Origin of the sequence: Marinobacter sp. C7 (assembly GCF_022343555.1) — a bacterium.
Lineage (GTDB): Bacteria > Pseudomonadota > Gammaproteobacteria > Pseudomonadales > Oleiphilaceae > Marinobacter.
Genome location: NZ_JAKQZH010000001.1, coordinates 1,772,207 through 1,792,218, shown reverse-complemented (window position 1 = coordinate 1,792,218; position 20,012 = coordinate 1,772,207). Strand labels below are relative to the sequence as shown.

General features: G+C 57.6%; 15 protein-coding genes. 7 read left to right on the top strand and 8 right to left on the bottom strand.

Going from position 1 to position 20,012, the window contains the following annotated elements; translation table 11 throughout:
- Positions 1-10: 10 nt before the first annotated feature.
- From MD273_RS08260 to MD273_RS19070, 3 genes are read right to left on the bottom strand one after another with little or no spacing between them, the layout of a single operon-like run.
- On the bottom strand, positions 11-1,966 hold the full coding sequence (locus MD273_RS08260; protein ID WP_239037265.1) for an ATP-binding protein: 1,956 nt from the start codon (positions 1,964-1,966) through the stop codon (positions 11-13).
- Entirely contained in the window at positions 1,963-2,937 is a 975-nt protein-coding gene (locus MD273_RS08255) for an ABC transporter substrate-binding protein (RefSeq protein ID WP_239037264.1), read from the bottom strand. The genes MD273_RS08260 and MD273_RS08255 overlap by 4 nt, the downstream gene beginning before the upstream one ends.
- A 36-nt stretch (positions 2,938-2,973) precedes the next feature.
- Positions 2,974-5,121: a TonB-dependent receptor plug domain-containing protein gene (locus MD273_RS19070; protein ID WP_285229122.1), complete on the bottom strand. Its 2,148-nt coding sequence runs from the start codon at positions 5,119-5,121 to the stop codon at positions 2,974-2,976.
- Positions 5,122-5,252: 131 nt separating this feature from the next.
- Between MD273_RS19070 and MD273_RS08245 the strand changes: the two genes are divergently transcribed.
- A complete protein-coding gene (locus MD273_RS08245) occupies positions 5,253-5,894 on the top strand; it encodes a J domain-containing protein (protein ID WP_239037263.1) in 642 nt (213 codons plus the stop codon).
- Here the strand turns inward: MD273_RS08245 and MD273_RS08240 are convergent.
- The 4 genes from MD273_RS08240 to MD273_RS08225 form a co-directional block, all read right to left on the bottom strand.
- On the bottom strand, positions 5,865-6,875 hold the full coding sequence (locus MD273_RS08240; protein ID WP_239037262.1) for a bile acid:sodium symporter family protein: 1,011 nt from the start codon (positions 6,873-6,875) through the stop codon (positions 5,865-5,867). The genes MD273_RS08245 and MD273_RS08240 overlap by 30 nt on opposite strands.
- Positions 6,872-7,555 (bottom strand): FadR/GntR family transcriptional regulator, encoded by a 684-nt coding sequence (locus MD273_RS08235; protein ID WP_239037261.1) that lies wholly within the window; start codon positions 7,553-7,555, stop codon positions 6,872-6,874. Before MD273_RS08235 ends, MD273_RS08240 begins: the two co-directional genes overlap by 4 nt.
- Before the next feature lie 84 nt (positions 7,556-7,639).
- The gene (locus MD273_RS08230) at positions 7,640-9,118 is read right to left on the bottom strand and encodes a flavin-containing monooxygenase (protein ID WP_239037260.1); all 1,479 of its coding nucleotides are present in this window, start codon (positions 9,116-9,118) and stop codon (positions 7,640-7,642) included.
- 107 nt (positions 9,119-9,225) lie between these two features.
- Positions 9,226-10,125: a LysR family transcriptional regulator gene (locus MD273_RS08225; RefSeq protein ID WP_239037259.1), complete on the bottom strand. Its 900-nt coding sequence runs from the start codon at positions 10,123-10,125 to the stop codon at positions 9,226-9,228.
- Between the two features lie 115 nt (positions 10,126-10,240).
- Here MD273_RS08225 and MD273_RS08220 point away from each other — a divergent pair, with 115 nt between their 5' ends.
- Both MD273_RS08220 and MD273_RS08215 read left to right on the top strand, forming a co-directional pair.
- Entirely contained in the window at positions 10,241-11,857 is a 1,617-nt protein-coding gene (locus MD273_RS08220; RefSeq protein ID WP_239037258.1) for an NADH-quinone oxidoreductase subunit L, read from the top strand.
- The gene (locus MD273_RS08215; RefSeq protein ID WP_239037257.1) at positions 11,854-14,283 is read left to right on the top strand and encodes a YbcC family protein; all 2,430 of its coding nucleotides are present in this window, start codon (positions 11,854-11,856) and stop codon (positions 14,281-14,283) included. Before MD273_RS08220 ends, MD273_RS08215 begins: the two co-directional genes overlap by 4 nt.
- Positions 14,284-14,393: 110 nt before the next feature.
- Here MD273_RS08215 and MD273_RS08210 read toward each other — a convergent pair whose 3' ends face one another.
- Positions 14,394-15,362 (bottom strand): beta-ketoacyl-ACP synthase III, encoded by a 969-nt coding sequence (locus MD273_RS08210; protein WP_239037256.1) that lies wholly within the window; start codon positions 15,360-15,362, stop codon positions 14,394-14,396.
- 187 nt (positions 15,363-15,549) lie between these two features.
- Between MD273_RS08210 and MD273_RS08205 the strand changes: the two genes are divergently transcribed.
- The 4 genes from MD273_RS08205 (at position 15,550) to MD273_RS08190 (ending at position 19,986) form a co-directional block, all read left to right on the top strand.
- Positions 15,550-15,792 (top strand): HP1242/YdcH family protein, encoded by a 243-nt coding sequence (locus tag MD273_RS08205; RefSeq protein WP_239037255.1) that lies wholly within the window; start codon positions 15,550-15,552, stop codon positions 15,790-15,792.
- Between the two features lie 407 nt (positions 15,793-16,199).
- Positions 16,200-16,661 (top strand): (2Fe-2S)-binding protein, encoded by a 462-nt coding sequence (locus MD273_RS08200; protein WP_239037254.1) that lies wholly within the window; start codon positions 16,200-16,202, stop codon positions 16,659-16,661.
- The gene (locus MD273_RS08195) at positions 16,658-18,991 is read left to right on the top strand and encodes a xanthine dehydrogenase family protein molybdopterin-binding subunit (RefSeq protein WP_239037253.1); all 2,334 of its coding nucleotides are present in this window, start codon (positions 16,658-16,660) and stop codon (positions 18,989-18,991) included. The genes MD273_RS08200 and MD273_RS08195 overlap by 4 nt, the downstream gene beginning before the upstream one ends.
- 2 nt (positions 18,992-18,993) lie before the next feature.
- Positions 18,994-19,986 carry an XdhC family protein gene (locus MD273_RS08190; protein WP_239037252.1) on the top strand — a complete coding sequence of 331 codons (993 nt, stop codon included), beginning with the start codon at positions 18,994-18,996 and terminating at the stop codon, positions 19,984-19,986.
- Positions 19,987-20,012 lie beyond the last annotated feature (26 nt).

The window sequence follows — 20,012 nt, the reverse complement described above, 5'->3', positions numbered from 1 at the left end:
CTTTCTTGTCTCACTCCTCCCGCAGTGGCGTCCAGCGGCTCAGAACTTCCTGGAGTTTCTCTTTTCGTACCGGTTTGGCCAGGAAGTCGTTCATTCCGCTACCCAGGCAGATGGATTCCGTGGCCGGCAACACGTCGGCTGTCAGAGCGATAATCGGAACACCTTGCTGGCCGTTACTGCGCTCCCATTCCCGGATCTGCCGGGTCGCCTCATAGCCATCCATTACCGGCATCTGGCAATCCATCAGGATCAGGTCATACCCCAGGTGGTTACGCTTGACGGTGTTCACCGCTTCTTCACCGTTTGCCACGGTGTCTGTGTGATAGCCCAGACGCGCCAGCATCGCCGAGGCCACTCGCTGGTTTACCGGATTGTCCTCTACCACCAGAGCGTGGGACAGGTGCTCATCCGGGTTCACGGCGGGAGGTGGCCGTTTGGCAGGGAAGACTCTGACTGTGGGACCCAGCTCGAATGGGAGCTCAAAACGGAAACTGGAGCCCTGGCCGAGGTCCGTTTCCACCTGGATATGACCGCCCATCAGCTCCACCAGGCGCTGGACCAGTGACAGTCCCAGCCCCGTGCCGCCGTGGCTGCGGGTGTTTCCGGAGTCCAGCTGCTCGAAGGAATTGAAGATATCGTGCATGCGTTCAGCAGGCATGCCTTCACCGGAGTCGTTGACTGCACAATTAAGTAGGATCGTGTTTTCTTCGAGGGGGAAGCAGCCTGCCTGAACGGATATGGTGCCCTCGCCGGTGAACTTGATCGCGTTATCCAGCAGCCCTGCAATGATCTGCCGCATTCTACCGGCATCACCAATGACCAGTGGCTTCTCTGGCCACTCACCAAAAAATTCGACACTCAGGGACAGGCCGTGCTGTTCAGCCTGGTGGCGATAGGAGGCTACGCAGTTATTGATGGTGTCGCGGAGGTTGAATTCGCGGTTCTCGAGCTTGATACCGCCGGCATCCATCTGGGCATAGTCGAGGATGTCGTTGATGACCGTCAACAGATCCTCGGTTGACTGGCGGGCGGTATGCAGATAGTCCCGCTGTCGGCAGGTCAAAGGCTCTTCCTCGATCAGGTCAACCATGCCCAGAACACCATTGAGCGGGGTGCGTAGCTCATGACTCATGGTTGCCAGAAATTCAGATTTTGCCTGATTGGCTATTTCGGCTTTTTGCCTCGCGGACTGTGAAGCAGACAGCACCCGGTCATGGTCTGCTTTGAGTCCTGACAAATGCTTAGCCAAATTATTAAGTTTGGACTCTATAATATTGATATCCCTTGAAGTTCCTCGGGATACCGATATAGCCTCCGAATAATCCCCGTTAATCAGCCGGTCGATTCGGGTCGACAACCTGTGTATCGGCGAAAGGATATTTCCCAGGAAGTGCTGGATCACAAGGACCGTAAAGAGCAACAGGGCGGAGCCTACGGCGATCGAGGTCCATAAAATTTCCTGTTGTCTCGCCTTCAGAGCGTGTGTGCTGACGCCAACCTCAATGGTGCCAACCCTGATTGCACCGGAATCAAACCCGAACTCGGGTGCGAACCACTCGTTCGCTTGATTGGAGCCGATTTTCAATGGCAACTGGAGTATCTCTGCCTCGAAGCTCAGGTAGTTGTCGGTCTCCTCGCCCGGGAGTTCGCCAGGGGCCGTAACCATTCCGATTTCATCACCCATGACGTCCGTCACACGGACCCACGCCGCGTTACTGTACTTCAGGGACTGGGACAGAATCTGTTCGAGCGCCATGCTATTCCCTGATACAACGGGATACTCAAGCGCAGGGGCCAGACTGTCAGCAAGCATCTGGCCTCCCGTTATCAGGTCCTTGCGTGCGTCCTCGAGCCGGGCAGAGGTGAAGAATCCCATCAGCACGATAAACATAACCACTGCGGGAAGGGCGCCCAAAAGCAGAAGTTTGCGGGAGAGGGTTATGTTGGACGTATTCACCCTGTTCATTCTCCGGTGCCCTCATACTGCGCCTGAGCTCGCTCAAGTTCCTGATCCAGGGTTTCCTTGTCAGGCAACGGTATGTTCAGTGAACGCGCAACCTGGCTGTTAATCTCAACACTGAAGCGGTCGGGGTATACCGGAGCGGGAAACTCGCCATTTACGAAATAGTATTCCAGCTGGTCTGCAGCGGCTCGGGTCATGGCTGGAAACGGGGCATAGCCCGATGCCAGGGCCCCGGCTTTTACATATGCCTGGCTCGGGCCGATCACGATCCGGTTGCGGCGATAAGCGGTCAGAAGGATGTGTTTGATCGTTCTGGGGTTGTAAAGCATGTCATCAGGGCCAGCCAGGAGAAAATCGCCGTAATTCAACGCTCGCACCAGGGTCGGGATCAGATCCTCCTGGGAATCAACAATGAATACCCGGGGTTGAAGGCCCATGGGTGGCAATTTATCCACGATCGGTTCGTAGAGCTCGGCAGTCTCCGTCGTTGCAATGATGGCGACCTTGGTTGCATGCGGCAGGACCGCCTTGCCAATCGTTGCCTGTAGCTCAAGGGGGACGTTGTAATACACTGCGGATATCTGGCCGGGATTGTCGGCTGCATAGTCCTCGATAAAGGACTCTTCAACCAGCATGGCCAGGATCGGGGCCTGGCGGTTTGCCTGTCGGACGCGGGAAAAAGACGAGGGGCCGATCGCGATGATGGGTGCCTGGTCCGGGGTCGTTGTCTGCCCGTTGTCCAGCGGTCGGAGCACAATGTCTCTGCCCAGTGAATTCTCCAGCAGCTGAATCATGTGCTGATCCAGGGCACGATTGCCCGAGCCCGCCAGATAGGCAGTGTGAGCGGCCCGATCCTGGGCCCAGACCAGAGTGGAGAACAGAACCATAAAAAGGCCGAACAAAGTGCGAAAGCCGGGGCTGCCGCACTCGTGGCCATGTTTTCTGTCCTGCCGCAACTGAGTATTCCTTTCCATACCTTCCCGGGTTACATGCTGTCCTTGGCCGAAAACTCAGAACCGGATACCGGCTTCAGCGAAAAACTGATTGTGGTCCTCTATCCGGTTGTCAGGGCTGATCCAGGCCTTCGGATTGAGGTAATGCTGTATCGTAAAGGCCAGTACGTAACTGTAGTTTAGCGCGTCTACCCGTTTGGCGAGCCGAAAATCGGCACGCTCGAATCGTGTATTCCTTACTTCATTCGTCCAGTAGAACGCCGCGGAGGAAGTCAGGTCCATCGGAAGGTCCTGGATCCACGCAAAACTGCCGGAATGTTGGGCGGACAACCGTCCCAGCAGATCAACAGCGTATTGCTGATCGCTTTCAGAAAGGCTGGTGGGATCACCAACGTAACGGCCGTCCTGATCAAGATAGCCGTACGTTGCGCGCAACATCGTTCCCGAAAATTCCAGTGAGGTTTCAACTTCAAACCCCTCCTGATCAAGGTCGACGTTGTTATCTATGGTCCATTCCTCTTCATTGATCACGCCGCTGATCATGTCGTGGAGGTCATCATTAAAATAGCGGACTTCCATGGAAAACAGCGCATTGTCCAGGTGGAACTGGCCGAAGTAGCTGATTTCCCTGGATGTGATCCATTCCTCTTCCAGATCCTCACCCAGCGTTGACGTTTGCGGATCAACGAGATCGGCGACCCGAAAACGGACCCCGTCGAGCGCCGAGAACGGCGGCTGAACATTGGCAGGGCGGTATGACCAGTCGGGTTCCTGCTCAAATGCATCCGGTGTTCGTACCGCACGGGAAAACACGAACCGGAGGACATGGTTGTCGTTGAAGATGAAATTCGAGGCGGCGCGGGGAGAGAAGTAGCCTTCGCCGGTCGTTGTCGTTCTCTCGTAGTTGCCCCCGGCATTGAAAGTCACCCAGCGGGCCGGTGAGTATTCGGCATTGGCGAATACCCGACTCTGGTAGTTGTGGCCGCGGCCGTTGAAGAAGGTTTCCGAATCGAACGTGTCTTTACGGTAGCCCAACCCTGACACCAGCTGGAGTTCCGGATTGACGATCACTGTGTCCTGGAATTCGAATTCCTGCCGGGATTCCTCTCTGTCCTCATTCAGGACCGCGATGAAGGGTCCCTGATCGGTCGGGAACGTATTGTCAGGAGGAAGGAGGGTGACAAATTCCTCTGCCGGGGTGTTTACCAGCCAGCGCTGTCGTCTTTTCTGGTCCTGGTAACTGGCCTGCAGATGATAGAAATGGTTGGGGGAGGTGCTCCCGTTGAATCGGATCTGCAGATAGTAATCGTCCATGAGAATATCCGGATGGGTTACCGCCCCCAGTTTTCCGGATTTAAACTTGTCTTCTTCATTGACACCTTCCAGTACCCCCGCCCGGAAATCAAAAGAATGCCGGTTGTCGATTTTCAGGATGCTGTCAAAGTTGAAATTGTTGGTGTCGTGGCCGTCATGGAACGGAATCGCTTCGCCGCCTTCAAGTTGCGAGTCGAAGCCATTGGATTTTCGTTTCTCGTAGGACAGGCGCCAGCTGCCGCCGGGGTTGGTGTCACCCACCGAGGTGAATGTTCTCAGGTAGCCCCGGGAGCCGGATGCGGCATAGGCTTCAACGCCGGCGGTGTCTTCAGGGGATCGGGTGATGATGTTAACAGTACCGAGAAACGCGTTGATACCGTAAGCGGCGGAGTTGGGGCCTCGGCTGACCTCAATGCGTTCGATATTTTCCAGCGCAACCGGCATGGCGATCCAGTCCACATCGGCAAGGCTTGCGCGATAGGCGGTGCGCCCATCGATCAGCACCTGAAGGCGCCGTTGCTCGTATTGCGATGTGCCGTGGTAGGTTGCCACAGGGTTGGTGCTGCCGTGGTCGCCCACAACCATCCCGGGCACCAGCCTGAATACTTCAACCAGATTCATGACGCCGAGATCGCGAATCATATCGCCGGTGATGATGGTCGTCGTACCGGGTACCTTGAGCTTTGATTGCCTCAGCCGGGTCGTGGTCAGCACTTCGGGGAGCTCGAAGAGTTCACCGTCAATGGCGAGGATGTCCGGCGACAGTGCGGGGTCGGAAACCTGGGCTTGGGCCGGCAAACAGGCGGCGGATGCGAGCACCAGCACGAATCGGAATTGCCGATGCTGCGGCAGGTTTATGAAACTTAACTGCAATCTTGTCGAAACACTCATGGATCACGTTCTATAATTTGCCGGTCTTTGGAGGTAACTCAGTGTTCTTGTTGTTGTACCTATCGTAGGGGACTACACACTGTTTGTCTCTCAAAATTGTAATCAATCTCGGGGGTGGGAGTTACAGCTCTATGAATTGCTGGGAGATCCTTGGAATCGAACCAACCGGTGACCGTCAGCGGATACAGCAGGCGTACGAACAACAGCTGAAATTTGCCACCGGAGACGAGGCTGAGAGGCTGGATCGGGCTTTTCGTGAAGCAACCGGTGAGGCACCTGTAGCCGGGCCGCAAGAAGACTACGAACCGGCAGAAGCTCCAACGGCTCCCCAGGAGACGGTCAACCGGCGCCCTCTTGACAGCCACGAAGGTCAGATTGTCCGTGAGGTGATTATCCAGATCAAAGCGCTGCTGAACGATTCCGGTCGCAGCAAGGACGTGGGTATCTGGAAAGCCATTCTCTGCGAGCCGCCGGCCGATCAACCGGCTCTGCGACGGGAAATAGCCGCCCAGCTGGAACCTCAGCTACGCCCCATGGCCGAGAATGGGAGCCTGCCTGCGCCCGTTTCCCGCTTTCTGGGCGAATGGTTTGACTGGTACAGCCTGCTGGAGACGCCGGAACAGGTTGATGACAGAACCTTTCCGGAGCTCGACATGGCCGACGAACAGCCGGAACAGCCACCTCAGATGGTCAACTTCTGGCCGGCTGTGATCGGCTGGATCGTGGGGCTGGTGATCCTCGCTTCAATCTTCGGTGGCATGGGCGGGGGATGATGCCCTCGCTTGCTCGATTTTCTCCCGGTATTTCCGGGCCAGGATAGCCCCCACAATTACCTGGATCTGGTTGTAGCACATGATCGGCAGCACAATCATGCCGAATCCGGGGTGTCCGGAGAACAAAACCTTGGCCATGGGGAGTCCGGATGCCAGACTTTTCTTTGACCCGCAAAATACCACCGCTGTCTCGTCTTCCAGGCTGAATCGGAACCGTCGTACCAGAAACCGGGCCATGACCATGAACAAGCCAAGCAGCGCGAAACAGAGGACAACCGCAAACACGATCGCCTGTACCGGGAGGTTTTGCCAGAGGCCGCTCTCCACGGAGTGGGAAAAGGCGGAATAGACAATCAGCCAGATGACGCCCTGATCGTAGCGTGCCATGAGTTTTTCGTTCCTTGCCAGGTAACCGCCCAGCCAGGGCCTCAGGGCATGTCCAACCGCAAACGGCAGCAACAGCTGGATGACAATATCCTTCAGTGCTTCGGCTACCGAGAAGCCTCCGGCTCCGGAAGTGCTTACCAGCAGTAATAGCAGAAAAGGTGTGAGCATCATGCCAAATACATTGGAGGCCGCTGCGCTGCATATTGCTGCGGGTACGTTGCCTCTTGCCATGGCTGTGTAGGCAATGGAGGAGGAGACCGCCGAGGGCAGAACACCCAGATAAAGGAAACCAAGCCCCAGGTCTCTCGGCATCCAGGACGGAATCACATCAGACAGCGCGTTGATCGGCAGCACCGCGAGAGGAAAGAACACGAAGGTGAGGGCGGTAATCAGGATATGCAGTCGCCAGTGCGTCGCACCGGCAATGATCTGTTCACGGGAAAGGGCAGCTCCGTGAAAGAAGAACAAAAATCCCACCGCCACACTGCCCGCCATAGCCAGCCAGTCTCCGATTGTGCCGGTGGCAGGCAGGAATGAGGCCAGAACAATGGCACCCAGTAACAACAGGGTAAAAGTGTCGATGCGAACTTTCATGAACCGGCAACTCCGGGATTGAGGGCGTTCAGACTGGGTTCGAGCAATGCCCGCGCCAGGTGTCCCGCTTTCTGGGCCTCCCCACGACGGATAGCGGCAAGCAGGAGTTCGTGATCTTCCTGGGAGGGCTCGGGTAGATCTGCATCCATTTCTGTGCGCTCAATGGTCTGGCTCACACCATGCGAAAAATAGTCATAGAGCTCAATCAGGGCAGGGTTGTGGGAAGCCATGACCACTGCATGGTGGAAGCGTTCGTCATGGTGGATGCGATCCTCAAGATTGGTTGCCGAACGTGCTCTTGCATCCAGGGCATCCGTCATGCGTTTCAGGTCTGTGTCAGTCCGTCTCAGCGATGCCAGCTTGGCGGCTTCGGACTCCAGCATGATACGAACCTCAAGCTGGTCGGCCAGTTCGGTACGGGCGATGCGTCGAAGGGTTTCCCCCGCATCCCGGGTGGCACGCACATAGGTGCCATCACCCTGACGGGTTTCCAGCATTCCCACATGAACCAGCACTCGGACCGCCTCCCGGACAGTGTTGCGGCTTACCCCAAGGGATTCCGACAGTTCGGATTCCACCGGGAGCTTTGCGCCAATTCCCCAGTCTCCTTTCTCGATGGCCCGTCTGAGACTTTCGATTGCGGTTTCCACCAGAGATCCCTTTCGTATTCTTTCCAGCATTGCATGAACATCCTTCTACCTGATGATCCAATCATCCTATGAATGCGAGAAAACTTCAACGGCAGTGAAACTGCCGTTGTTTTGTCAGTTGGCGGGATTCAGAAACCGGTAGTCGGCGGTATCCACATGCCGGGTAGAAAACCGGTAGGTGAAGGTGAAACCGGGCCAGTTCACCGTGTTCTTTCCGTTCTCATCAAGGTACCAGGAGGTACAGCCGGTATCCCAGACCGAGCCCTTGAGCCCGGCCTGAACCACCTGCGAGAAACGTTCCTGACGGTCCTCCCGGACATCCATGGCTGCTCCGGGGTACTTGTCCAGTGCTTTGAGGCAATCGAGGACATACCGGAACTGGGATTCGAGCATGTAGAGAATCGAGTTATGGGCCAGGTTGGTGTTCGGGCCATACAGCATGAACATATTGGGAAACCCGCTGACGGTGATGCCTTTGAAGGCCACGGCGCCGTCTTTCCAGGCCTCATTCAGGTTTCTGCCGTTGCGCCCCGTGATGGTGATGGGCGACAGGAACTCCGACGCCCGAAAGCCGGTCGCCAGGATGATTGCGTCGGCCGGGTGGTGTTTTCCGTCAGCCGTTATCACGCCGTCGGTAGCGATTTCGCGGATCGCCTCGGTGACAAGGTTCACGTTGGACTGGTTGATGGCCGGGTACCAGTCATTGGAAATCAGGATCCGCTTACAGCCGATCTGGTAATCCGGGATGATCTTACGAAGTTTCTCCGGGTCGGTGATCCGTTTTTGCGCCTCCTTCCTCGCCTGTCGGGCAAAGGTCTCCAGCAGGCCTTTGAAGCGTGTGAAGGCCAATGCCCGGCTTTCGTTCTTCCAGTAGATCAGGTATCGGTAGAGTCGGTCCCACACCGGGAGCTTGCTGAACAGCCACTGCTCCCACGGCCGGAACGGACGATCCGGTTTGGGCAGAACCCAGGCGGCGTTGCGCTGGAACAGGTTGAGGGTGCGCACCTGTTTGGCAATTTCAGGCACAAACTGGATGGCGCTGGCGCCGGTGCCAATCACGGCAACTTTCTTACCGGTGATATCGTAATCGTGGTCCCAGCGGGCCGAATGGAAGATCCGCCCCCGAAACCGGTTGAGGCCTTCGATTTTTGGCCAGGCGGGTTGGTTCAGTTGCCCCGTCGCGGTGATCAGAATATGACTCGTGAGTACCTCACCATTAGTCAGGGTAACGTTCCAGCGATTCAGCCGCTGGTCGAAGCTGGCGTCTGAAACCTCCGAATTGAAGCGGATGTGCTCACCCAGTCCGTATTTTTCGACACAGTGCTCCATGTAACCCAGAATTTCGTGCTGAAGTCCGAATTTTCGGGACCAGTCGTGTTTGGGTTCAAAGCTGTAGGAATAGAAGTGGGACTGAACGTCGCAGGCGGCGCCGGGATAGGTATTGTCGCGCCAGGTGCCGCCCACGCGATTCGCTTTCTCCAGCAGGATCAGGTTCTGGTAGCCCGCTTTCTTGAGCTGGATCGCCATCCCCAACCCGCCAAACCCGGTGCCGATAATGAGTATGGATGGGGACTCGGTGTTTGCTCTGTGCATGGTTCTCGCTGCCCTGATGTTGTTATTTTCATGGACTCACTTCGAGTATAAGGCGACCAGTTTGAGGAATGTATGACTTATTCGCGCTCCGTAGCTGGTCAGAATGCTCAGTCGGGCAGGGAGGCCAGCAGTTCATCCGCGGGCTGATTCAGCAACCCGGTTACCAGTGACTGCTGAAACTGGCGCCGGATGCTGATTGCATAGAACTCCTCGTACACGCCGGGAAGCGCCCCGTAATCGCGCAATACCCCGGTACGCAACTCATCCCTGACCACAACCGGCGGTAATATCGCAAAATTTCGGGTATCGCGGGTAAGCAGCCGCATCATGGCCATGTCATCCACCTCGGCGATAATGTTCGGGTAGACCCCGTGATATTCGCATATCTGGTCGAATGCCTGGCGGACATGGTTGTCGGGTCCGGGCACGATCAGGTTCCTGCCGTGCAGGAATTTAGGCAGCTCAGGCATGCTGGTGTCTCCCGGCGGGCCGATGACACTCACCGGTTGCCTGGCCAGACGCCTTGAGCGCCAGGGATTCTGGTCATCTCCCTGGACCGGCTGGTTGGAAAGGATCAGATCCAGCCGGTGGGCAGACAGACGCCTGAGTAAATCATCGAGGCTCCCACTCTGGAGCTTCAGTTCGAGATCCTTCCGACCCAGCAAAGGGCGAAGGAAACCCTCCTGAAAGTTCCGGGACAAGGTTGCGACTGCGCCAACCTTGAGGATCTCCCGGTTGGTTTGAGCCCCGGAGCGAAACAGGGCCGACAGTTCTTCTCCCTGTCGGAAGATGTCCTCGGCGTAGTTGAAGGCAACCCGCCCCGCTTCCGAAAGCTTCAGCCGGCGGCCTTCACGGATAAACAGATCATGACCGAGGCTCTCCTCAAGTTTGCGGATCTGCCCCGATAACGCCGATTGCGAGATATGCAGTGACTCCGCGGCCTTGGTGAGATGGCCAACCCTGGCCACCGTCCAGAAGTAGTACAGGTGATGATAATTCAGTCGCATGTAAGCAGTCTCTGGTAAAACGTTCTCTTTAAGTGAACGGTTTGATATTTATAAACCATTTTTATCGATGCTGCATCCCCGGCAAAGTATCAGCACGCTGTGAAGGGAGTTAAGCATGATCGAAAGCCTCAGTTTTTTATCCATCCCGGTAATGGTCGGGTGGCTTTTGCTGCCAATCAGTTTCTTTGGAGTTGCCATCTTCAGTAACTGGTCGAGCAACCCTCTGAAAATCCGCCACTGCTGGCGGATTTCCGAGGGACTCCTGCTGGCCTGCCTGGGGGTTACCGGCGTTGTAGGCCTGCTTTTGCTGGTGGATGCCTTGCTTATCGATACCGGACTGCCCGCCATCGGTGCCCGCCTGGGGCTGTACCCCGATGCCCTGGCGGTCTGGATGGGGATGATGGTGGCGTTCATAGGGTGGGTCATTCTCCGTTATGCCCGGGACTATCTGGCCGGCGATCCTGCCCGTGAGACCTTTCTTCCCTGGTTTCTGACTACGCTGGCGTGTGTGCTGCTGCTGGTGTTCACTGATCACATGCTGGTCCTGGCGGGTGCCTGGATCGGTGTCAGCCTCGCTCTACATCAGTTGCTGACCTTGTACAGGGATCGCCCCGAGGCCCGTCTGGCAGCTGCCCAGAAGTTTATTGCAAGCCGGCTTGGAGATGCCTGCGTTATCGCCAGCGTCCTGCTGCTCTGGGATCATTACGGCACCTTCCGACTCCCCGAGATGATCGATGGCGCGGCGGCTGTAGGGCAGTCCTCCACGACACTGGCATGGGCGTCACTGCTGTTGGCCGGCGCTGCGATCCTCAAATGTGCCCAGATTCCGTTCCACGGCTGGTTGCTCCGGGTAATGGAGGCGCCCACCCCGGTTTCTGCACTGCTTCATGCGGGCATTATCAACCTGGGCGGTTTCCTCTGGCTGCGACTGTTTCCAGTGTTTGACGGCTTTACCGCGGGACACGCGCTGCTGTTGGTCGTGGGAGGGGTAACAGCCGTGGTGGCCGTGCTCACCATGATGACACAGACCTCGGTGAAGCATGCGCTCGCCTGGTCCACGATTTCCCAGATGGGGTTCATGCTGTTTGAAATAGCGCTCGGTGCCTATGTACTGGCACTGCTCCACCTGATGGCACATTCCCTCTACAAGGCCCACTCCTTCCTGGCCTCGGGGCGAACCGTCAAAGTATCTGCGGGTTCCTTCGCCTCTGGCGTGTCGGGTACCAGTAATCTGCTGCTCGCCATCGTGGGTGCCGGAATGGCCTCGCTGGTCCTGTGGTTGCTGCCCGAGCTGGTGCAGGGTAAATCGGTGCTGGCCGGCTTGCTTGTGGTTGCGATTGCAAGCGTCATCCTCGGTATCCCGCAGGGTGCAAGCAGGAAAACCCGCGCCCTGGTCGTGCTCCTGGCATTGTCACTGATCCCGGTGTACGGGCTGCTCCATGCCTTGCTGGGCGGTGTGTTCGGAGCCGGCGCGGCGATGGTTCCGCCGCTGGAGGCAACGTTCGTTGCCTGGGTCATCCTGATCAGTCTTTTCCTGCTTTCCGCGCTGATCCTGTTCTACAGCCGCTTCAGGGCTGTACGGATACTTCAGGCGCGCTTCAGTCATGGCCTGCGCCTTGAGCAACCTTTCGAGAGCCTGACGCGTCGGCTTGCCAGTGACGCTCTGCGAGGACCTCGCATGAAACGGGATCATCTGTCCGGCTATGCCGCTACTGCAGGAGAAAAGTCATGACTGCAAAGCTTGCTGTTTCCCTGACCGCCCCGGCGAAAGATATGTCATCGATCCTGCCGGGTATCTGCGAGACGATTGCGCCGATCTGGCCGCTGGATCGCTGGATCGCGGTAAACCCCTGGTGGGGGCTTCGCGATCTTCCGATCAGGGACGCAGCCCGAAAGCTCGGCCAGAATGCGGGCATCGGTGTGCTGATGCCCGCAGAGTTCTATCTCGATGCCTATCAGAGCGGCCGAATCCGGCCTGAAGACCTGCAGCAGGCAATCCGCGAGCAGGGTCTTGATGTGCCTGTCGAGGGCGTGACGGAGGCACTAAAGAAAAGCCGATCGCCTACCCGGCAGGTTTTCTCTGCCCTTGAACACCACGCCGGGCAGAAAGGCCATTTGTCGATGATGGAGGAGGTCAAGGAGCAGATCGGGCGTGTATGCGCCCGCTTCTTTGACGAAAGGCAATCCCGTTGGCGGCCTGAATCGGAATCCGAAAGCCTGTTCGCTTTCTGGCTGGATCAGACCCGTATTGATCCCTGGCCGGGTCGCAGCACAGGCGTCAAGATCACTCGGGATGACCTTGAAGGGTTACCCTCGCAATGGCAGCAGGCTGCCGATCGAGTCATTTCAAGTCTGCCTTATACCGAGGCCGAACTGGCGGCACTGGGGCATAGTCTGCTCTGCAGCCTGACGGGATGGGCGTCCTGGTGTCGGGGCATCGACTGGCGCGCGGGTCTTGAGGGACGGGAGTCCCACGTCTGTTCCCAATTGCTCAGTATTCTTCTGACCTGGGAATGGCTTGCACTTGAAAGACTTCCGGTTCAGAAAAAGGCTGCCTGGCAACGGGGGTGGGCCGCCTGGGATGAGACCTCAGGGGGGGGAGCACCGGACAGCCTTCATGAAAACAGCCGCTGGCTTTTCCAGAGAGCTTTTGAGCTGGCATGGCAGCGGACGCTTGAAACCAGACTGGTAAACGCGGCTTCAAAGCCGGAAAGCGAGAAGGTCACGCCGCCGGCGATCCAGGCCGCATTTTGCATTGATGTCCGGTCCGAGGTTTTCCGGCGCCATCTGGAAATGGGCGGGGCCGGGATCCAGACCATCGGATTTGCCGGATTTTTCGGGATCCCTGTCACTCACCAGGTGCCCGGTCCGAAAGAGGACGAACCCCGGCTTCCAGGCCTGTTGGCGCCCAGTTACCGTTTCAACGAATCCCTGGGTGATCTCAAGTCTGACCTGGAGCTTGGTCGTCGTCTTGATCAGCGGGAGATGACCAGGGAATCGGTTCGCAAGGGAAAGTACTCCAGCCTCTCCACCTTTACGCTGGTAGAGACCACAGGGCTTGCCTGGGCATGGAAACTGATTCGGGACAGCTTAAACCGCAACGGCAGCGGTCATTCTGCTGATGAAGGTCTACCGGAAGGGCGCCTGTGCCATGTTCACGGTGGCGATCCCGTGCGAGACGAGGAGCGCGTGACACTTGCGGAAAACCTGTTACGGGGCATGTCGCTGACCAGAAATTTCGGCACTCTGCTTGTGCTGGTTGGCCACGGTACCCACACCGACAACAACCCCAATGAGGCGGGACTGGCCTGTGGGGCCTGCGGTGGAAAGAACGGAGGAGTAAACGCCAGAATTGCCGCTGAACTGCTCAATGACCGGATTGTCCGCGAGGGTCTGGCTGAGCGGGGAATCCGGATTCCGGACTATTGCTGGGTATTGGCTGCGGAACATTGCACGGTTACGGATCATGTCCGGATTATTGGTCGTGACCGTGTGCCGGATTCACATCTGATCCGTCTCGAGGAACTGGAGCATGCCCTGGCAACCGCAGGTCGCGAAGCACGGCGGGAGCGGGCAACCAGTCTGGGGCTCAACGGAACGACCGATGAGCAGCTTGAGACAGAACTGAAGCGTCGAACCAGAAACTGGGCCGAAATCCGCCCGGAATGGGGCCTGGCCAACAATGCGGCAATCATCTTTGCGAAGCGGGAACGAACCCGGGGCGTCGACCTGGGTGGACGGTGTTTCCTGCACGACTACGATCCTGCCCTCGATGATGAAGGGGGTATTCTCGAGGGGCTGATGACTGCACCAATGGTCGTTGCCAACTGGATCAACCTGCAGTATTTCGCGTCCGTGACCGCCCCGACAGTTTACGGAGCCGGCAACAAACTGCTTCATTCCGTGGTGGGAGGCAATATTGGCGTTATCGAGGGCAACGGCACCGATCTGAGGATTGGTCTGCCCATCCAGTCGGTCCATGATGGGCGGCTATGGCGCCATGAACCGATGAGGCTGACAGTCGTAATTGACGCACCGGAAGCACGTATCCGGACGGTACTCGAAGAGCATCCTGACGTGGCGGCGCTGGTCAACAATGAGTGGTTGTGGCTGTATCAGCTGGGGGATGGGGGAGAGTTGATTCCCTGGAAGGGGTAAGGCCGCCGTAAGCCCGGGGGGGCAGAAGAGCGGTTTCTTCTGCCCCCTATTTTCGTCAAGTCGGGGTCAGATGAACGCATTCATCTGACCCCATCTTCAAAAAAGCCGGATCAATACCGGAGCAACGCCGAACCCCAGGTGAAACCACCCCCAAAGGCTTCCAGCAAGACCACCTCATTACGCTGGATACGGCCATCGCGAACAGCCACGTCCAGTGCCAGGGGAATAGATGCGGCCGAGGTGTTGCCATGCTGATCCACCGTCACCACCACGCGATCCATCGGCAATTTAAGCTTCTTGGCGGTTGCCGAAATGATCCGCAGATTCGCCTGATGTGGAACCAGCCAGTCTACGTCGCTCTTTTCCATGTTGTTGGCTTCAAGGGTTTCGTCGACGATCTTGCCGAGCGTATTCACGGCAACCTTGAACACCTCGTTTCCTTTCATTTCCACGAACGCGAGGCCGGCTTTTACCCGCTCGAAGTCATCGGCGATACCACAGGGAACGTGCAGCAGATCTTCGTATTGTCCGTCTGCGTGAATATGGGTCGACAGAATGCCGGTTTCTTCGCTGGCTTCCAGAATAACCGCACCAGCGCCATCGCCAAACAGAACACAGGTACCCCGATCTTCCCAATTGAGAATCCGCGAGAACACTTCGGCACCAATCACCAGCGCTTTCTTGCTGCTGCCAGTCTTGATGAACTTGTCCGCAACAGAAAGGGCATAGACAAACCCACTGCAGACCGCCTGGATATCAAAAGCCGGACAGCCGTGAATGCCGAGGCGGGCCTGGAGGATACAGGCAGAGCTGGGGAAAATCTTGTCCGGGGTTGAGGTAGCGAACACGATCAGATCAATGTCCCCGGCACTGATGCCGGCGGCCTCAATAGCCCGGAGCGCGGCTTGCTCGGCGAGGTCGACCGTGGTCTGTCCGTCTTCGGCAATGTGGCGCTGTTCGATACCGGTACGTTCCCGAATCCACTGGTCGGAGGTATCCACCAGAGACTCCATGTCCTTATTGGTCAGGATCTTCTCCGGAAGATAGGAGCCGGTGCCAACGATTCGGGCGTAGGTCATGCTTATTATTCCTCAGGTATGCGGTGTTTCTGTCTGGCATTGGTTGCAATGTTGTCATCCTATACCCTGACGCCGGCTTGGGTAATTAGCGATTTGTCAAAGACCCCCCAGGAATGTTCCAGTTCTACTATGATGATGAAGGGGGCAAATTGCCCGCTCAAATTCAGTAAATTGGAGGCGAACCACCATGGGCATTTCCAGCCACGAACTCCACAAGGAATTTCCCGAATACAAGGATCGGATTGAGGAACTCAGAGGCAACGACATGAAATTCAGTGAGAAACTCACCCGTTACTCGGAGTTGGATCAGGAAATCGAAGGGCTGGAGAAAAGAGGCGGACCCATCAGTGATGACAAGATGCACCGGTTAAAAACGTGGCGAGCGCAACTCAAGGATGAGCTCTACCGGGCATTAACAAACAGTAATTAAGCTCTGTCCACTCTTATACAGAATTGGCGGCGTCAGCATTTCCAAGCTGGCGCCGGGCCATAAAGAAAATCATAAGGCGCGCAAGCGCAGTTGTCGCACCAACATACGCCGTAGACTCTCAGCCGTAACCCGCCGTGATGGCCGAACCGCCCAACCAGTGCCCCATGGCATTGGGCCACATTAACCAACTTGGTCTAAAGCTCGGGGCTGTCGTGATCCTGTCGAATTTTTGCCTGATTCTACACGTCGAACTGAAAACCGATGAAAGCCAGCATCGTAATGATGTTGAATCAGAGTATCGAAGAGGGGGCCGGGCTAATGCAGGAGCGAGGTGAAATTGTCAGCTTACTTTGTGAGTTGCGTGCATAGCGCCGGAAAGCCGCCAATAAATCATTAGGGAGAGAACAATGGCCAGTCTGACGATCAATGGGCGCCAGTATGAGCTGGAGGTTCCTGACAACATGCCCCTGCTTTGGGTCATCCGGGATGTTGTCGGAATGAGGGGTACCAAGTTCGGTTGTGGTATCGCGCAGTGCGGCGCCTGTACAGTACACATTGACGGTGTGGCAACACGCTCCTGCGTGACCCCGGTTTCCGCCGTGACGGGGGAAGTCCAGACCATTGAAGCCATGGCAGATGATTCGGTCGGCAAGAAAGTACAGCAAGCCTGGCTTGACGTTGGCGTAGCCCAGTGCGGTTATTGTCAGGGTGGGCAGATCATGAATGCGACCGGCCTGCTCAAGAACAACCCGGAACCGAGCACCCAGGAAATTATCGACGCCATGGCCGGTAATCTGTGTCGCTGTGGTACCTACAATCGCATCCTCGCGGCCATTGAGCGGGTTGCAGGTAAGGAGGTCAGCTCATGAGCCGTTCAGAGGATACGTTGCTGCTAGCCAATGTCAGCCGTCGCGGACTTCTGAAAGGGATGGCCGGGGCTTCGGCACTGGTACTGGCCGCCCGCTGGGATACCGGGCACGCCAATGAAAAGGCCCAGTTTGGTGCCGGCGCCATGCCCGGCGGCTGGATCGATAATCCCAATGTGTTTATTCACATCGACGCCGATGGCGTGGTTACCTTCATCAACAACCGGGCCGAGATGGGGCAGGGCATTCGCACCAGTCTGGCCATGGTGGCCGCCGATGAACTGGGCGCGGACTGGCACCAGGTCCGGGTTGAGCAGGCGCCCGCGAATCAGGACAAATACGGCAACCAGAACACCGATGGTTCCCGCAGTATGCGCCACTGGTATGAACCCATTCGCCGTGCCGGGGCTGCGGCCAGGCTGATGCTGGAGCAGGCGGCGGCCAACCAGTGGGGGGTGCCGGTTTCGGAAGTTCGCACCGATGTTCACAAGGTGGTTCATCCGGCTACCGGGCGGGACCTCGGTTTCGGTGAGCTTGCAAAAGCCGCCCGGGAGCTGGATGTGCCGGGCAGAAATGCGCTGGTTCTCAAATCAGATAGCGAACTGCGTTTCATTGGCAAGGAATCAGGCCTGGTCAATGGTGAACTGACGTCGGCTTACCCCAAGGCCGTTGACGGCGAAGACATCGTTACCGGCAAGGCAGTGTTTGGTGCCGACGTGGACCTCGATGGGACCCTTTATGCGGTCATAGCGCGCCCGCCGGTCTATGGCGCCGGGATAACCAGCGTTGACGACGCCAATGCGCTCAAAGTCCCTGGCGTCAAAAAGGTTATCCGCATTGATACGGCGGATCAGCCTGCCGCCTTCAACCCCCTCGGTGGCGTTGCTGTGGTGGCCTCCAACACCTGGGCCGCCCTGGAAGGCCGCAGGGCACTCAAGATTGAGTGGGACCGTGCGGCGGCCGGCGACAATGCCGACTACACCTCCAAAGCCTACAGGGAGGCACTGGAAAAGGCGGCGCAATCGCCGGGCAAAGTCATTCGTCAGAAGGGCGATACGGAGGCCGCCCTGGAAGAGGCGGATAAGCGGGTGTCTGCTACCTATTACATGTCGCACATGGCTCAGGCCCCGATGGAACCTCCCGTCGCTGTAGTGCGCGTAAGCAATGGCAAGGCCGAAGTCTGGGCCCCGGTTCAGAACCCGCGAGCCACGCGGGACGGAGTTGCGGGTGTGCTGGGACTGGACCGGGAAAACGTCACTGTGCATCAGACTCTGCTCGGTGGCGGCTTCGGGCGTAAGTCAAAGCCTGATTTTGTCAGCGAAGCGGCCCGGATCGCGAAGGAATTCGAGGGGCAGCCCATCAAGCTTCAATGGTCCCGGGAAGACGACATTCAGCACGCATATTTTCACGCGGTCTCTGTGGATCATCTGGAAGCCGGTCTGGATGCGGATGGCAATGCCACCAGCTGGCGTCATCGAACGCTGTCCCCGAGCATTGCCTCCCTGTTTGCCCCGGATCCCAGGCACAAGGGCGAGTTTGAACTGGGCATGGGCTTCAATACCATGCCGTTCAGTATTCCCTCGATTCGTCTGGAAAACCCGCCAGCCCCGGCCCATGTTCGGATTGGCTGGTTCCGGTCTGTCTACAACCTTCCTCACGCCTGGGCTATCCAGAGCTTCGCCCATGAAATGGCCGTGGCAGCCGGTAAGGATCATCGGGACTATGTGCTGGATCTGCTTGGGCCAGACCGGCAGGTGCACAACCTGACCGTCGGGGATGGCTGGAATTACGGTGAAGATCCGGATCTGTACCCGATCGATGTCGGTCGGATGCGGCGCGTCATCGAAAGGGCTACCGAGGAAGCCGGCTGGGGTCGCGAGACCCCGAAGGGACGCGGTCTCGGCCTGGCCTTCCATCACAGCTTCGTATCCTACACCGCCATTGTTTTTGACGTGGAGGTAGACGACGCCGGCGAACTCACCATTCACCGGGCGGACATTGCCTTCGACTGTGGCCCTCAGGCCAACCCCGAGCGGATCCGGGCACAGCTGGAGGGAGCCTGTGTGATGGGCATCGGGGTTGCGCTGAAGAGCGAGGTGACGTTTGAGGATGGGGTTGCCCAGCAGGCCAACTTTGACAAGTACCTGATCCCCAGGATGCCGGACGCCCCGAAAGTGGTAAAAGTCCACCTGATCGACAATCCGGACGACGCCATGGGCGGCGTCGGCGAACCCGGGCTGCCACCTGTGGCGCCAGCTCTTTGCAACGCAATCTATGCCGCCACGGGCAAACGTATCCGGCGCCTTCCGGTTGGTGACCAATTGAGCGGATGACCATGCAGAGCCTTGATTATCGGGTCGTAAAGCAGGCCACTGAATGGCTGGACGAGGGCAGGACCGTCTGGCTGTGTACCGTTCTTTCAACGTTTGGCTCTTCGCCCCGCGAACCGGGATCGCTAATGGTTGCCACAGCCGAGGGCGACCATGTCGGGTCACTGTCCGGGGGGTGTGTGGAGGAGGATTTCCTTGAACGCCTGGCTGCCGGTGACTATTCGTTGCCGGCGGTTACGGTACGCTATGGCGATCATGGCGAAGGACCCTCGAACCCCCGGGTTCGCCTTCCATGCGGTGGCGTCCTCGATGTTCTGGTTGAGCGAATGGTTGCCAATGACGAGAACAGGGCTCACTGCGGGCAGCTCCTTGAGGCCATGGTGTCGGGCCAGGTGGCGCTTGCCCGGCAGGTGAGACTGACGGACGGCGCGAGCTGGTTTGAAAGGTCCCGGTGCAATGGCCCGAGAGTACGTGTAAACCAGGCTGACGAAACTGTGTCCATTCGCGTCGGAGCGCTTTCCAGGCTCATCCTTGCAGGCTACTCAACCGTCGCAGAAGCATGCGCCAGCTTCGCGATCAGTCTGGGTTATGAGGTGATTATTTGTGAACCCCGTGAGGAGGTGATTGCCAACGCCCGGATTCCGGAAGGGGTCCGGTTCGAGCCGGTTTTACCCTCGCTCTATATCAGTGGTGATGGCGTGTGTACCGCCTCGACGGCGGTGGTCGCGGCAACTCATGACCCGAAAATCGATGACCTGGCGATGATGGCGGCTGTCAAAACCCCTGCGGGCTACATCGGTGTCATGGGTTCCAGGAAAACATCTCAGGCACGCGCGGAGCGTCTGCGTCGCTCGGGCGGACTTTGCGAGGACGAGATCAGGCGTATCCACATGCCAATCGGTCTGCAACTTGGCAGCAAGACCCCCGCGGAAATTGCATTGGCGATTATGGCTGATATCGTCCGCGTGAAGCGTGCACGGGAACTGAATGAGCTATGACCGTGCGGCTCAGGAAAATGAGAACA

Excerpts from the sequence above, each read along its gene's own strand:
- MD273_RS08220 (WP_239037258.1), top strand. The coding sequence starts at position 10,241 with ATGATCGAAAGCCTCAGTTTTTTATCCATCCCGGTAATGGTCGGGTGG.
- MD273_RS08230 (WP_239037260.1), bottom strand. The coding sequence starts at position 9,118 with ATGCACAGAGCAAACACCGAGTCCCCATCCATACTCATTATCGGCACC.
- MD273_RS08235 (WP_239037261.1), bottom strand. The coding sequence starts at position 7,555 with ATGCTGGAAAGAATACGAAAGGGATCTCTGGTGGAAACCGCAATCGAA.
- MD273_RS19070 (WP_285229122.1), bottom strand. The coding sequence starts at position 5,121 with ATGAGTGTTTCGACAAGATTGCAGTTAAGTTTCATAAACCTGCCGCAG.
- MD273_RS08210 (WP_239037256.1), bottom strand. The coding sequence starts at position 15,362 with ATGACCTACGCCCGAATCGTTGGCACCGGCTCCTATCTTCCGGAGAAG.
- MD273_RS08200 (WP_239037254.1), top strand. The coding sequence starts at position 16,200 with ATGGCCAGTCTGACGATCAATGGGCGCCAGTATGAGCTGGAGGTTCCT.
- MD273_RS08205 (WP_239037255.1), top strand. The coding sequence starts at position 15,550 with ATGGGCATTTCCAGCCACGAACTCCACAAGGAATTTCCCGAATACAAG.
- MD273_RS08255 (WP_239037264.1), bottom strand. The coding sequence starts at position 2,937 with ATGGAAAGGAATACTCAGTTGCGGCAGGACAGAAAACATGGCCACGAG.
- MD273_RS08215 (WP_239037257.1), top strand. The coding sequence starts at position 11,854 with ATGACTGCAAAGCTTGCTGTTTCCCTGACCGCCCCGGCGAAAGATATG.
- MD273_RS08195 (WP_239037253.1), top strand. The coding sequence starts at position 16,658 with ATGAGCCGTTCAGAGGATACGTTGCTGCTAGCCAATGTCAGCCGTCGC.
- MD273_RS08190 (WP_239037252.1), top strand. The coding sequence starts at position 18,994 with ATGCAGAGCCTTGATTATCGGGTCGTAAAGCAGGCCACTGAATGGCTG.
- MD273_RS08245 (WP_239037263.1), top strand. The coding sequence starts at position 5,253 with ATGAATTGCTGGGAGATCCTTGGAATCGAACCAACCGGTGACCGTCAG.
- MD273_RS08240 (WP_239037262.1), bottom strand. The coding sequence starts at position 6,875 with ATGAAAGTTCGCATCGACACTTTTACCCTGTTGTTACTGGGTGCCATT.
- MD273_RS08260 (WP_239037265.1), bottom strand. The coding sequence starts at position 1,966 with ATGAACAGGGTGAATACGTCCAACATAACCCTCTCCCGCAAACTTCTG.
- MD273_RS08225 (WP_239037259.1), bottom strand. The coding sequence starts at position 10,125 with ATGCGACTGAATTATCATCACCTGTACTACTTCTGGACGGTGGCCAGG.